Here is a 12,509-nt window from a genome sequence, read left to right as displayed (position 1 = left end):
GTAAGCGCTCCACGAACTACACCGGAATGGTTTCCCCCTGATTCCAAGGCAGTAACCGGTCGAGTTCATCGTCGGTCGTCAATGATGGCAGTTTGGTAAGCACTTCTACCATATAAGTATAGGGCTCAATGCCATTGGCTCGGGCGGTTTCGATCAGGCTGTAGAGTCTGGCGCTGGCATGCGCACCCTTTGGTGTCTGGCTGAAGAGCCAGTTTTTTCGACCAATGACGAACGGGCGTATGGCATTTTCCGCCGGGTTATTATCCAGCGGGATCCGACCATCCGTCAGGAAGACGGTTAGCTTGGGCCACTGTCGGTTCAGGTAGATCAGCGCTTTGCCAATGGCCGTTTTCGGCGGCACTTGATTCAAGGATTTCGTTAGCCAGACTTCCAGTTTTTCGATGAGTGCACGGCTTTGAGTGTCTCGCAAGGCCAGCCTTTCCTCCGCGCTCATCGTTTTGGCCTTTTGCTCTACGGCATACAGGCTGCGGATCAGACTCAAGGCCTGATCGGCACGGCCGACCTTGCCTTTAGGTTGTACTTTCTGGGCCTCCACGAACTTGCGGCGGGCATGCGCCCAGCAACCCACATGGGTCAGCTGATTGATCCGAACCACTTGGGCGTACCCTTCATAACCATCGGTCACCAGAATGCCCTGATAGTTTTCCAGCAGTCGCGTTGGTACCTGACCGGAACGGCTGGCGTCGTAATCGTAGAGCACTACTTGTTGCCCGGGCGGCCCACCTCGTTGTACCCACATGTACGAAGGACTGCTGGCCTTGCGATCCGGTTCGGTATTCACTTGCAGCGTAGTTTCATCCATGTGGATGACTGCACTCGCGTGCAGATGCTGTCGGCACTGTTCAATGAGGGGCTCGATCAATTCACTGGTCTGGATCATCCAGCGAGCCAAGGTATTTCTGGGCAGATCAATGCCCAACCGCTTGAACGCCCGTTCCTGCCGGTAAAGCGGCAAGGCGTCCACGTATTTGGCGATGACAGAATAAGCCAAGAGGTTGGGGCTGGCATTGCTCTTGGGTAAGGGTTGCGACGGCATGGGTGCGGTGACGACACCGTCTTCGCAGGTCTTGCAGGCATACTTGCGTCGAATGTGACGGATCACTTGGATCTTGGCGGGAATGATGTCGAGCTGCTCGCTGATCTCTTCACCGATGCAGACCAATTCGGTTCCGTCGTTATGGCAGTGCTTCTGACCGTCCGTCACGTCGTGGACAATATCCACTCGCGGCAGTTCCGGTGGCAGCGCCAGACGGCCACCGCGAGTGCGGGACTTGGCAGAGTCTGGCTTGGTCGGTGTGTCCGCGATGTCTTCTGGAACGTCGTCACTGTCTGACGCCGGTTCGCTCTCTACCAGCGCTTCGGCTTCGTCGAAGAACAAGTCTTCCTGAGGGATGTTGTACTTCTCGGTGGAAGGCCCAAAGCGGTTTTCAATCAGCAGGCGCAGTTGTTCGAACAGTTCCCGCTTCGCGGCTTCCAGAGATTGAGCCTTGCGTTCCAGAGACTCATTCTCGCGTTCCAGCGACCGGCTTTGTTTTTTTAGGCGAGTAATATCCGCCGCTTGAACACGGAGCTTTTGCTCCAGTTCAGCGATGATTTTCTGTGAGTCGGAAGCGGCGCTTGGCATGAAACTATTGTATCAAAACGCCTACAAATCAGCACCTTGAAATCAACCAGCGGCGTCAAAAAATAAGGGTTTATGAGGCTGCATCTGGGCAATGTCGTAACCGTCCAGAAGCCAGTTCAGTTGTTGGCCTGACAGGGTCATAACATCGTCACCCACTGTGTCGGGCCACTTAAATCGTTCCCGTTCCAGACGCTTATACCAGAGTACAAAGCCATTCCGCTCCCAAGCCAGAATCTTGACCTTGTCGCGTTGGCGATTGCAGAATACGAAGACCGCTTCATCGAAGGGATTCAGTTCCATCGCCTCCTGAACCAGCAGCGATAGCCCGTCGATGGATTTACGCATGTCGACCGGCTCCCGGCATAGGTAAACCGACATCGTCAGTTCTGGACGCATCATGAGACCACCGCCACACTGACAAAGCGATTGGGGCGGTGCATGTCGGGAACAACAATCTTCTGGATCATCAGTCGCTGCCGCCAGACCATCAGATCGGCGAAGCTCAATCCTTGTTCATGAGCATAACGACTCAGTGACTGGCCCAATGAAAACGCGTGGTGCAGGTGCCCCAGCCAAAATGCCTGAGTGGATGTGAGTTGGTGATTCATCGTCAGCCTCCTTATTGAGAGGCTTTGATTCTGGCGAATTCCGGTCAGGTGGTTAAGATGGGGTTCGTGGAGCGCTTACTTTCATACACATCATAAATTTCAGGTGATGTGCCTAAAATGGAAAGGTCTATGTCGAGGACGTAGCGCTCTTCCAAAGAGTCAGGAATGCTGGGGTGCTTAGTTGCCATGATCAGTTTATGGACAAGGTTACGATTCTCTTCAGAGATATTCAGTTTTGCGAGTGTCTCAAAGGCATAGTTCGCGCTTTGTGCTTCATTATCGATTTTGTGGGTGTCGTAGATGACGTCGTGATACCAGATGGCCATCTCGATAGCGTGAAAATTTGTCAGTTGATCTCTGACGCTATCCAAGTGGCGGAGGCACGCGTCAATATGCTGAAAATTATGGTAGGTACGGTGGGGTTCTGCGTAATGCGCGCGTAAACGTTTATAAGCGGTCGCCGCTAGGTCTTTTGGGGCTTCTGGGAACAGTGCTAGCCACCGTTCATAGTGCAGGTCTAACATACCTACTCCCCTCGCTCTGCCAGCTTTTCTGAGGCTGTGAAAATGGAGCTAAACTGCTCCCGCATGGCGTGCAAATCCCGGCGGGTTATGTTTTTGCATCAACTCTGAGTAGTCCATTCTCCTTTTCAAAGTCTACCAGCACCTCATCCGGACTGAACTGATGGAGGTAATCTGGAATGTCCCGTCCTTCAAATCGTCGTTGAACAAAGTCGTACACCTGAGGCTCCAGAATAGGGCCGGGGTAGAGGTAACCTTGAGCTTCATTCTGTTTAATGAAAACGACAGAGTAGTGGGTGAGGGTAAAACCAAACTCGATCGGGAGTTTGGGGGTCGTTGCCTGCGGGTCTAGTACAAAAAAAGCCCAGTGATCACCAGCAGAAGCGGCAAAGTTGTTGAGATAGTACGCGAAGTCGCCATAAGTCTCGTCGGTGTTGTCAGGATTGGGGCTGGTAGTGATGACGATGGCTTTGCCTGCATGCCAGGCCTCCACCAGTGGATGGGTGGCGGTATCGGCCGACGCGCAGGCGGATATCAATAGCGCCAGCCCTAGAGTAATTGATGAACGTAGTAGCTTCATGGTCAATTTAGGTTCTTGAGAGGTATCGGGTGATTATTGGCGATGGTGCGCTGGTTGAAGAAGAACTTGAATTCATAGGCATCGCCATAGGGGTTCAGCCGTTTGTCGAAGTGGGGCGTATCGGGATTGGAAAAATTTCCGCCCCAGCGGTAACCAGCGTTTTTCATATCGTCGATAAAGTTGGTTGCCCCTTCGGTCTGTCGACCGGCGGCAAAAGTGCGGCTGTTGTTCCAGTTGCTGCCATCAACAATGTTGCAGTCGATAGCGTGGCCAATCAAATGTTGAGAGCGGGTTGCCGGGGTTACCACGGCACCGGAAACCGGTACGCCATTTACCCGAAACGCCTGATTTAGCACTAGCTTCACACAGCGTTCACCGGCTTTTTTGTTGGCAGTGCTGAGCAGGTCAGCGGCAGCTGCGGAAAGCACTACGTCGCCCTCACAAACCGACACGTGGCTCAGTACTCGGAAACCAACGCCGACTTCGACGTGGTCCAGTTGTTTGCTGTCTAACCGTATAAGGTCGCCTGTACTGACATAGCCTTGGGCGGTCCATCGGTTAAGCTCACTGGCTGTCTGGGTGTCCAGTCGCCCGCTTAAGGCCTGAGTGACCTTGCAGGTGTCGGTTACTAAAGACTGATTGAATCGCCTGTAGGGATGCGCTGTGAGGCACCACTGGAACATTTTGAGCGCCTGCTCGGTGCCGGGCCCGAATTGACCATCCACAATGGCTAAGGGAATGTCTACCGCTCGCAGAGCCTCCTGCAATGCGGTGACATAGCTTGCAGCGTTCGGGCGCCGATGGCCGCCAAAAATTTGTTTTTTGTCACTGTCACCACTCTTGAGCTCGAACGGGCCGAAACATGAAGACCTTGCCATTGGATATCCTTATCTCTTTTGGTTCAGAAGCAGAGCCCAGCAATGAGCGAGCTGTAGAATTTTTACGGATACCTACACTTTGACTGGCAGGGAAGAGATTGGCGCGTGCGATCCTTCCATGTGATCTGGGCCGGCATCCTGAGGTGGACAATAGGCGGCACTCTTAAGACTGTCAATGACGCCTTCGGTTGCACATGGCTCGTTAATATAAAAATAACGCCTCCAACAATTGACACCCAATACAGCCTACATTAATGTTGATTTTCAAATTAGCCAGGAAGGCGTTACGTTCAGGGATTTAGAACATGTAGTTACTTTCAGCACATCGTTAATTGATTTGAAAGTACCCTGCCTCAAAACACCAATGTTCTTCATCTACTGACTCTGTGCCTTCTGTTCCGGGACGGTGTTGTCTTGTTTAAGCGCTTCTGGATTTTTTCTGTTATTGCATTGGCCGTTTTAATGGCGACTGGGGTTTACGCAGGTATGTTTGGGTTTACGAAAAAAACAACTGTTCATCTTTCTCCACCGGTTGAGGGCGTTGTAACCCTAAATGGGCAGCCTTTGGTGGGAATTGAGGTGTATAGAACTCTTGATTACGACCAAGAGTACAAGGATAAGGCTCTTACCGATGCGGGAGGGCGCTTTGCCTTCCCAGAGAAAAATCTAGAGTCACGAAGACCAAATCAATTGGGAGACGAGACGCGAGTCCGTCAGGTGATTGGTTTGGATTATGAGGGAAAAAACTACCTGCTTTGGTACGCAGTCCCTGGCGGAATCACTCCCCGGGAAGCTCTATCTCAGCGTTTAGCTGGTATGAAATGTGAACTTACAACTCCGGAAAAAGAGCAGGTTTTTGAGAATGTCGAGCGACCGGAGTTTCCCCATAGCGTTTTCAGTATTTGTCGCTGGTAACTTAAAACAAGCAAAGGATTATGCAGATGAAAGCTATATCTCCAAGGATGGCGTCAGAGTTCGCGGAACTTGTTTATCAGATTCGAGCGCCCAATACCGAGGGTAATTATCGCGTTCCAGTGGCGCACCTTTCACTATCGCGCGCTTTCGATCTGGAGCTATCAGGTGGCCCTGTAACCGGTCGCACGGGTGGGGTATTTGGGTTGTTTCGAAAGACATCCGGATTTGCTTTCCTCGCGAACGGAAAACAGAGTTTTGAGGGGCACCATGTGATCGCTGTGCGTGGCACGGCGACTAGTCATGACTGGCTGACCAATGGGAACGTTGGGATATCGACGTCGGTTAATGGTAGCTCTGTTCATGCGGGCTTTAACGCTACGTTTGAGAGTATGAAGCCGGCACTTGACCGCCTGCTAACGCCAGCAATAGCTCAGGGGCCGGTGCGAGGTATTCATTGCGTCGGCCATAGTCTGGGGGGGGCGCTGGCTTCGCTCACTGCGGATTGGGTTAGAAGTCGCTACCGGCAACCGGTAAATCTTTACACCTTTGGCGCGCCCAGAGTTGGAATGATTGGTTATTCTCGATCCGCGTCGGAAGGTGTTCATGCCCTTCATCGTTGTACCCACGGTGCCGACCCTGTTCCGAATGTACCGCTTTGGCCTTTTGTTCATGCGCCAACCAGTGGGGCTGAGTATCGTTTGGACGGTGGCACAGGAATTAGTGTCACCGCGCACGGAATGAGTGAAGACGATGTTCCCGGCTATCGCAATACCGCAAACGTTGAAGACTGGTCTCAGCTACATCGGCGCTCCGAAAGTAACTTGAATCGGCCGGTTCGTCTTGAGTATGAGCGCCGCAATGAAGCATTCTTTTCCAGCCAGTGGGCCGATAAACTGTCGGCAGCCCTAATCACACTGCTTCGAGACTCGGGCTACTACGCTGCCGTGGTGGCGCAAGCTGCAATAAGCCCGACGCTGACTTTTTACGACCTATTGGCAAGAACGTTAGAGCAGATTGCTGCCGCATCCAGTCGTTTTGCGAATCAGGCAAGGGGGCTTTTGGGGCATATGCTGGCCTTTGCTAGGGTTGCCGTTACCACAGTAACCGACCTGACTTTTCGCTTCATTCGTTGGGTTTTTGATCAGACAGCTGGGGCGCTATATCGGGCCGTTCGTCAGGCTATAGAGCGCACTTGATATAAGCTTGCTCAAGTACCTGTGCATTTTGTCTGTCGTTGTATCGAGCGTTTCAATGGCGACAGAGGCCTATGCAGAAATGTTTGGTTTCCTCAAAAAATATGATGTTGAGCTTTTCCCTATAGTCGAAGGCCAGCTTTTTCAGAATGGGGAGCCTCTGGAAGGCGTGGAGATCATAAGAGAAGCGACCTATGACGACGTGGAAACCGAAACGACTGTGACAGGTGTAAGTGGGCACTTTGCTTTTCCCAGATGGAGAGCTCGATCGAATACTCCCGGTAAACCTCTGGTAGAGGCTCGGCTTCGGCAGGTGGTGGCTGCATGGTATCAGGGTGAGTTTTATATTCTGTGGCAGTACACAACAGATCAGATTACGCCGGAACCTATGATTGCTGATCTTCTGGGGCGTCTTGATTGCGATATTGCGAATGAGCAAGCTGACTACTATTTCCCTATTTCAGATAGTCCGGGTTTTGAGCACATCATTGGTAGTATCTGTAAATTGAAACCCTAACCATAAGGATATGTAGGCAGGTACAGGGTCGCTAAGGCTGGCTGAATGGCCACTTTTATCGAGCTGTCCAAACTGCCTTACAAAGGACTTAGGAATAATCGCTATGTCGCTAGATGATTCGTTCTATTTGCGCAATGAGTTGAATCAGCCGGTCGTTTTTACGGCCACGCCGAGGCTTGATGAGTCCGGGGCGCCAGAAAGCGAGGCGTTTTTGCCCCACGCCACCTATGCTAAGGAAGCGTTGCGTGCGATCGTTGATGCGCAGCAGGATCCCTTTGCCAATCTGCTTACGGAGTTGTGGCTTTACGCCTATCAAAAGCCGTGGGCTGTGCCTGATACCGTGGACAAGTTAATTGTGGATATCGCAGACAAAATTGAAGGCAGAGAGCTGTTCGTCTATCTGGATTGATCTGCGTTTTCGTACGGGGACGTCGTAAGGTGCGGGCACAAAAAACTCAATCAGAGTCTTTTGTGCCCGATAGTTTTACTGCAGTTTTGGACCGGCTGCGACAATTGAGTCGGAAACATCAAACTTCTTGAAGTTTTCCACGAACTGGTTGATCAGCTCTTCTGCTTTTTTGTCGTAGGCGTCTTTGCTAGCCCAAGTGTTGCGTGGGTTCAGTAGGGCGGTATCAACACCCGGTACTTGCTTTGGAACGCTCACATTGAGGGTGGGCAAGTGTTCGGTTTCAACGTCATCCAAGTCGCCGTTTTGAATTCCGCTAATAATCGCACGGGTCGTCGGTATGCTGAAGCGTGTGCCTTCGCCGTAGGAACCGCCAGTCCAGCCGGTGTTTACTAGGAAGACCTTACTGCCGTATTCGTCGATGCGCTTCATCAGCAGCTCTGCGTAAACGCCAGCCGGGCGCGGGAAGAATGGAGCGCCGAAACATGTAGAGAAGGTGGATTTGAGCTTGGACGATGACCCCATTTCCGTAGAGCCAACCAAGGCGGTGTAGCCGCTTAGGAAGTGGTAGGCCGCGCCTTCACGGCTCAGGATAGACACTGGGGGCAGAACACCGGTCATGTCGCAAGTCAGGAATACAATGTGCGAGGGCTCACCTGCACGGTTTTCCAGCACGCGTTTTTCGACGTGCTCAAGCGGGTAGGCACAACGGGAGTTTTCGGTTAGTGAAACGTCGTTGTAATCCGGCTCACGGGTTTCCTGGTCAATAGTGACGTTTTCAACAATGGCACCGAAGCGGATAGCGTCCCAGATGATGGGCTCGTTCTTCTTGCTTAGGTCGATGCATTTGGCGTAGCAGCCGCCTTCGATGTTGAACACGGTACCCGGGCCCCAGCCGTGTTCATCATCACCGATCAGGAAACGGTGCGGGTCGGCAGACAGGGTGGTTTTACCGGTGCCGGAGAGGCCGAAGAACAGGCAGGTTTCGCCGTCTTCACCTACGTTGGCAGAACAGTGCATCGGGAGTACGTCTTTTTCCGGAAGCAGAAAGTTCTGCACGGAGAACATGGCTTTTTTCATCTCGCCTGCGTAATGCATGCCGGCTAGAAGCACTTTGCGACGGGCGAAGTTAATGATCACGCAGCCATCGCTGTTGGTGCCGTCACGTTCTGGTACGCATTCAAAGTTGGCAGCGTTCAGAATCTGCCACTCTTGCTTATCAGCCTGGTTGTAGCTTTCCGGGCGAATGAACAGATTGCGACCAAACAAGTTTTGCCAAGCGGTCTCGGTGGTCATCTTCACGGGCAAATAGTGCTCAGGGTCTGAGCCTACGTGCACTAAGGAAACAAAGCTGTCTTTTTCAGCAATGTAGGCCTCTACACGATCCCAAAGAGCATCGAATTTATCCGCATCGAACGGGCGGTTGATCGGCCCCCAGTGGATGCTGTCAGAGGTGCTTGGTTCTTCGACAATATAGCGATCCATAGGGGATCTGCCGGTGCGTTCGCCGGTCTTAACGACTAGTGAACCGTTGGAAGCCAGCTGGCCTTCGTTGCGCGCCAGTGCTTGCTCTACCAGCTGTGCTGTACTCAGATCATTATAAGTGTTGCTCACTTCGACCTCGCCCTCGGGATGTCTTAGTGACTGCTCAGGCCGCCTGCCCAAAATTGACGGAAATCTGAACAATCGGGTCAATTCAGGCGCGCTATTATGCCAGAGGCGCCGGTAAAAAACGACTGCTCCAGAAGCCGCATGATTGCTGGCTTCCGGGCGAATTCGTAACCAAGCTTAGTGTAGCGTGTGGCCAGCGAAAAGGTGATCTATATCGTTTCTATCGAAGCGATAGTGTGCGTGGCAGAACTGGCAATCCATATCGATGGCGCCTTGCTCCTCCAGTATGCTGTAACACTCGTCTTTGCCTATGGCTTCTAGCGCGACGAGGGTTCTGTCTCTGGAGCAGCTGCACTGAAACGCTACCGGCTCGGCGTCGAAAAGCCGAACGGTTTCTTCGTTAAACAAGCGGTGTAGTAGGGTTTCGCTATCTAATTCAAGCAACTCGGCAGCTTCAACAGTGCGCGCAAGGTGATTGACCCGCTCCCAAAGCTCGTTGTCCTCCTCGGTAGCACCGGGTAGACGTTGGAGCATTAAGCCAGCAGCGCCGTTTTCATTGGAAAATAGAAACAGGCTTGTGGGGATTTGCTCCGAGCGCTCAAAATACTCTTCAAGACAACCGGCGAGGGTTTCGCGCTCCCGGGGCACAACACCCTGATAGCGGTTGCCCTGTCTAGGGGTAATAGTAATGGCCATGCGACCATCGCCCAGCAGGTTGTGGAAACTGTCTTCGCTTATGGCCTGCTCATCAAATCGCGCTAGGCCACGGATTTTCCGGTCATGGCTGCATTCGGCCATGAGTGTCCGAAGCGGGCCTTCGCCTTGCGCCTGAATGGATAGGGTGCCCTCGAACTTTAAACTGCTACTCATTACGATGCTGGCTACTAGCGCCTCGCCAAGCAGGCCGCGAACGGACTCGGGGTAGGGCGCCTGATTGGTTATTTCCAGAAAGCTTTCGTTAAGCTGAACCCAGGCTCCGCGCACCTGGCTGTGTTCAAATATAAAACGCTGAAACTGGTCGCGGGATGCCATGGTGGTTCTCCTAAAAACTGGGTGCTTAATTAGATAGGCGACATCAGATCGATGTGGCTCAAATGCTGTTCTGGTCGCGAAATTTTTGAATGTCACGGCGATCTTTCTTGGAAGGCCGACGGGCTGGCGGTAGCTGGGCTGCTTGCATGGTTTTGCGTTGCCACGAGAGATCTTCTCGCTTTTTTACGCTGTCTTCGGTTTCGTGATAGAGCTTCTGGGCTTCTGGCGCACCGCGCCTGCGCTCACTTATATCGTCAACAATCACGACTTTTTCCATAAAGCCGAGGCGCAGGGTGAGTGTGGCGCCAGGCTCAACCAGCCGTCCGGGCTTGCAACGTTGGTTGTTGTAGTGAACTTTGCCGCCTTCAACCGCTTCTTTGGCAAGAGCGCGCGTTTTATAGAATCGCGCAGCCCAAAGCCATTTGTCGAGTCTAACCCGTTGATCGTCCGAAGTGGATGCCGCCATGTCTCCTCACCTGATAGGCGTTTGACAGCATTATAGCGCTCTCAGCCATTAGATGGCAGAGGCCTTTGCCGGTGAATGGAAGGCAGAATTTCGTCAAAGTGATGAACACAGGGTATGTCGGGATGCGTCTCCCGGGCAGCTTGCGTACTATCTGGAGCCAAAATACCCAAGCACTGAGCAATGCCTGCGGCTCGAGCACTTTCTAGAACGGGAAAGCTGTCATCCACCATTAGAGTAGTGGCGGCACGGTATGGCGCCAATTGCTGTAGGTCTTGCCAGAAAGCAGTGTCTTCTTTGGGCTTGCCCAGCTGGTGGCTAGAGACAATGCTGTCTACAAAACTGTCGAGGCCTGTGCGCTGTAGCTTTAGCTCAAGAGGGTCAGGGTGGCAGTTGGTTACAATGACCGATCTCAGCCCGGTTTTTTTGAGTGCTTGAAGGAAGTTCGCTACGTGAGGGCGATAACCAATTCGGTCACCGACTTCGGACTTTAGGCCCGTGATGTCCATAGCGAGCCGCTCACTCCAATAATCGGTGCAATACCAGTTAAGAGTGCCTTTCTCGGCCATGATCATGCTGATAAGCTGGTGCTTTGCTTCTCCGGGATGCAGGTCGTAATGTTCGGCGTAGCGCCGGGGCAGGTGTTCCAGCCAGAAGTGGTTGTCGAAGTGTAGATCAAGCAGTGTGCCGTCCATGTCCAGAAACACGGTTTCGAGAGACGTCCAGTTGATCATAAGTAAAAACAGCCTGAAGAATTTTCGTCAGGCTGCCGCAGATGCCAGCAAGAGGCAAGCCGGAATGTTACTTATCAGACTGCTCGACAGTCTCGGTTTTTTGGCCAGTTGTGGTGCAGCCAAGGCAGCGTACAAAAGTCGCTTTCGCTGGGCCCACTACCAACGTTTCTCCAGCTTCAGCGGCATTGCCACCAAGTAGAGAAAACGGCAGGGATACTAGATAAACGGCGGCACCAACAACGGTAGTGGCCAATAGAACGGGGCGCACAAACACTGCGTCACCGGCCATCGCCAAGGCTGACGGGCTTTCATCGATGGCTCGGGCGTGGCCTACGGATGAAAAAGCTAATAAGCAAGCCGCTAGCGTGGCCATCAAGGTGCGTGAAATGGTGCGGGTCATGGTGTATCTCCTGAGTGTTGATCCTCTGTTAACTATGAATCATATTTGCGCATTTTCAAACGAATATTCGTTGGGAGTTGTGCAGTTTCATGGGGTTTAGGCAGAGAGTTGTCCGGAAAACTACCTCTGGCACCGAGTGCAGTACACCGTTGACCGACCGCTCATGCGGATTTCCTTCAAGGGTGTTTCGCACTCTGGGCAGGGCTCCCCTGTTCGGCCATAAACGAGCAATGATTGAGCAAAGTAGCCCGGCTTGCCATCACTATTCACGAAGTCCCTCAGGGTCGTACCACCCATCAAAATCGCAGCACCGAGAATTTCGCGAATGGCCTCCGCAAGGCGTTGATAGCGATCGAGGCTGATGCGCCCAGCTTTGCGTCGGGGGTGAATGCCAGCTTTGAATAAGGCCTCGTTGGCGTATATGTTGCCTACGCCTACAACCACGTGGCTGTCCATAATGAAGGCTTTCACTGGGGTGTTTTTTGAGCGCGAGAGTTGGAAGAGCATTCGACCGGTAAACTCCGGTGACAACGGCTCTGGGCCGAGGCTGGCAATTAGTGGGTGCGTCGCAGCAGGTTCGGCCCACAACCAACAACCGAATCGGCGTGGATCATTGAAGCGCAGAATAACGCCGGAATTCAGCACAAGGTCGATGTGGTCGTGTTTCTGTGCTGGCGCGTTATCCGTGACGATGCGAAGGCTGCCGGACATGCCCAAGTGGATGATGGCTGTGCCGTGATCCAGATTCAGGAACAGGTATTTCGCGCGCCTGTCCACTGTTCGGATAATCTGGCCTTCCATTTGTTCAGCGATGTTCTCAGGCACGGGCCAGCGTAGGCTGCCATTGCGAACCTTGATTTTGTCGATGGTTTGGCCTTCACAGTGTGGCGCAATGCCGCGCCTTGTGGTTTCCACTTCAGGTAATTCGGGCACGCAGACTGTCTCCGGTCAAATGTGTGAGCCGTAATGTTGCGCAAATGTGAACAGTAACAAATTTGCATTTTAA

At 52.7% G+C, this 12,509-nt stretch carries 16 protein-coding genes; 4 read left to right on the top strand and 12 right to left on the bottom strand.

All coding sequences use genetic code 11. The features are described from left to right. Window positions 1–16: 16 nt before the first annotated feature. The 6 genes from MWU62_RS06705 to MWU62_RS06680 form a co-directional block, all read right to left on the bottom strand. A complete protein-coding gene (locus MWU62_RS06705) occupies window positions 17–1,645 on the bottom strand; it encodes an IS66 family transposase (protein ID WP_247113784.1) in 1,629 nt (542 codons plus the stop codon). 42 nt (window positions 1,646–1,687) lie between these two features. Next, the gene (gene tnpB / locus MWU62_RS06700) at window positions 1,688–2,044 is read right to left on the bottom strand and encodes an IS66 family insertion sequence element accessory protein TnpB (protein WP_247113783.1); all 357 of its coding nucleotides are present in this window, start codon (window positions 2,042–2,044) and stop codon (window positions 1,688–1,690) included. Further along, window positions 2,041–2,253 carry a hypothetical protein gene (locus MWU62_RS06695; RefSeq protein ID WP_247114117.1) on the bottom strand — a complete coding sequence of 71 codons (213 nt, stop codon included), beginning with the start codon at window positions 2,251–2,253 and terminating at the stop codon, window positions 2,041–2,043. Before MWU62_RS06695 ends, tnpB begins: the two co-directional genes overlap by 4 nt. Before the next feature lie 44 nt (window positions 2,254–2,297). Continuing rightward, a complete protein-coding gene (locus MWU62_RS06690; protein WP_247114116.1) occupies window positions 2,298–2,777 on the bottom strand; it encodes a hypothetical protein in 480 nt (159 codons plus the stop codon). 85 nt (window positions 2,778–2,862) lie between these two features. Continuing rightward, window positions 2,863–3,354, bottom strand: a complete 492-nt coding sequence (locus MWU62_RS06685; protein ID WP_247114115.1) for a hypothetical protein — start codon at window positions 3,352–3,354, stop codon at window positions 2,863–2,865. A gap of 2 nt (window positions 3,355–3,356) precedes the next feature. Further along, complete coding sequence (locus tag MWU62_RS06680; protein ID WP_247114114.1) at window positions 3,357–4,232, bottom strand: M15 family metallopeptidase; 876 nt, start codon at window positions 4,230–4,232, stop codon at window positions 3,357–3,359. A gap of 414 nt (window positions 4,233–4,646) precedes the next feature. Between MWU62_RS06680 and MWU62_RS06675 the strand changes: the two genes are divergently transcribed. The 4 genes from MWU62_RS06675 to MWU62_RS06660 all read left to right on the top strand — a co-directional run bounded on the left by MWU62_RS06675 (window position 4,647) and on the right by MWU62_RS06660 (window position 7,266). Next, window positions 4,647–5,147: a DUF4198 domain-containing protein gene (locus MWU62_RS06675; protein ID WP_247114113.1), complete on the top strand. Its 501-nt coding sequence runs from the start codon at window positions 4,647–4,649 to the stop codon at window positions 5,145–5,147. A 26-nt stretch (window positions 5,148–5,173) separates the two neighbouring features. Next, window positions 5,174–6,343 (top strand): lipase family protein, encoded by a 1,170-nt coding sequence (locus tag MWU62_RS06670; RefSeq protein ID WP_247114112.1) that lies wholly within the window; start codon window positions 5,174–5,176, stop codon window positions 6,341–6,343. Between the two features lie 55 nt (window positions 6,344–6,398). Then, entirely contained in the window at window positions 6,399–6,857 is a 459-nt protein-coding gene (locus MWU62_RS06665; RefSeq protein ID WP_247114111.1) for a DUF6795 domain-containing protein, read from the top strand. Window positions 6,858–6,960: 103 nt separating this feature from the next. Then, entirely contained in the window at window positions 6,961–7,266 is a 306-nt protein-coding gene (locus tag MWU62_RS06660; protein ID WP_247114110.1) for a hypothetical protein, read from the top strand. Between the two features lie 75 nt (window positions 7,267–7,341). Here the strand turns inward: MWU62_RS06660 and MWU62_RS06655 are convergent, their stop codons facing one another. The 6 genes from MWU62_RS06655 to mutM all read right to left on the bottom strand — a co-directional run bounded on the left by MWU62_RS06655 (window position 7,342) and on the right by mutM (window position 12,436). Further along, entirely contained in the window at window positions 7,342–8,877 is a 1,536-nt protein-coding gene (locus MWU62_RS06655) for a phosphoenolpyruvate carboxykinase (protein ID WP_247114109.1), read from the bottom strand. Between the two features lie 174 nt (window positions 8,878–9,051). Further along, window positions 9,052–9,906 carry an Hsp33 family molecular chaperone HslO gene (gene hslO / locus MWU62_RS06650; RefSeq protein WP_247114108.1) on the bottom strand — a complete coding sequence of 285 codons (855 nt, stop codon included), beginning with the start codon at window positions 9,904–9,906 and terminating at the stop codon, window positions 9,052–9,054. A gap of 58 nt (window positions 9,907–9,964) precedes the next feature. Beyond that, a complete protein-coding gene (gene hslR / locus MWU62_RS06645; protein ID WP_200362482.1) occupies window positions 9,965–10,372 on the bottom strand; it encodes a ribosome-associated heat shock protein Hsp15 in 408 nt (135 codons plus the stop codon). A 41-nt stretch (window positions 10,373–10,413) separates the two neighbouring features. Further along, on the bottom strand, window positions 10,414–11,103 hold the full coding sequence (yrfG, locus tag MWU62_RS06640; RefSeq protein ID WP_247114107.1) for a GMP/IMP nucleotidase: 690 nt from the start codon (window positions 11,101–11,103) through the stop codon (window positions 10,414–10,416). Between the two features lie 67 nt (window positions 11,104–11,170). Next, window positions 11,171–11,503 (bottom strand): hypothetical protein, encoded by a 333-nt coding sequence (locus MWU62_RS06635; protein WP_247114106.1) that lies wholly within the window; start codon window positions 11,501–11,503, stop codon window positions 11,171–11,173. 120 nt (window positions 11,504–11,623) lie between these two features. Beyond that, on the bottom strand, window positions 11,624–12,436 hold the full coding sequence (gene mutM / locus MWU62_RS06630; protein ID WP_247114105.1) for a bifunctional DNA-formamidopyrimidine glycosylase/DNA-(apurinic or apyrimidinic site) lyase: 813 nt from the start codon (window positions 12,434–12,436) through the stop codon (window positions 11,624–11,626). Window positions 12,437–12,509: the final 73 nt, after the last annotated feature.

Source organism: Marinobacter sp. S6332, assembly GCF_023016045.1.
Classification (GTDB): Bacteria; Pseudomonadota; Gammaproteobacteria; order Pseudomonadales; family Oleiphilaceae; genus Marinobacter.
Note: the sequence above shows the minus strand (reverse complement) of the source record. Positions and strands in the feature narration are given on the sequence as shown.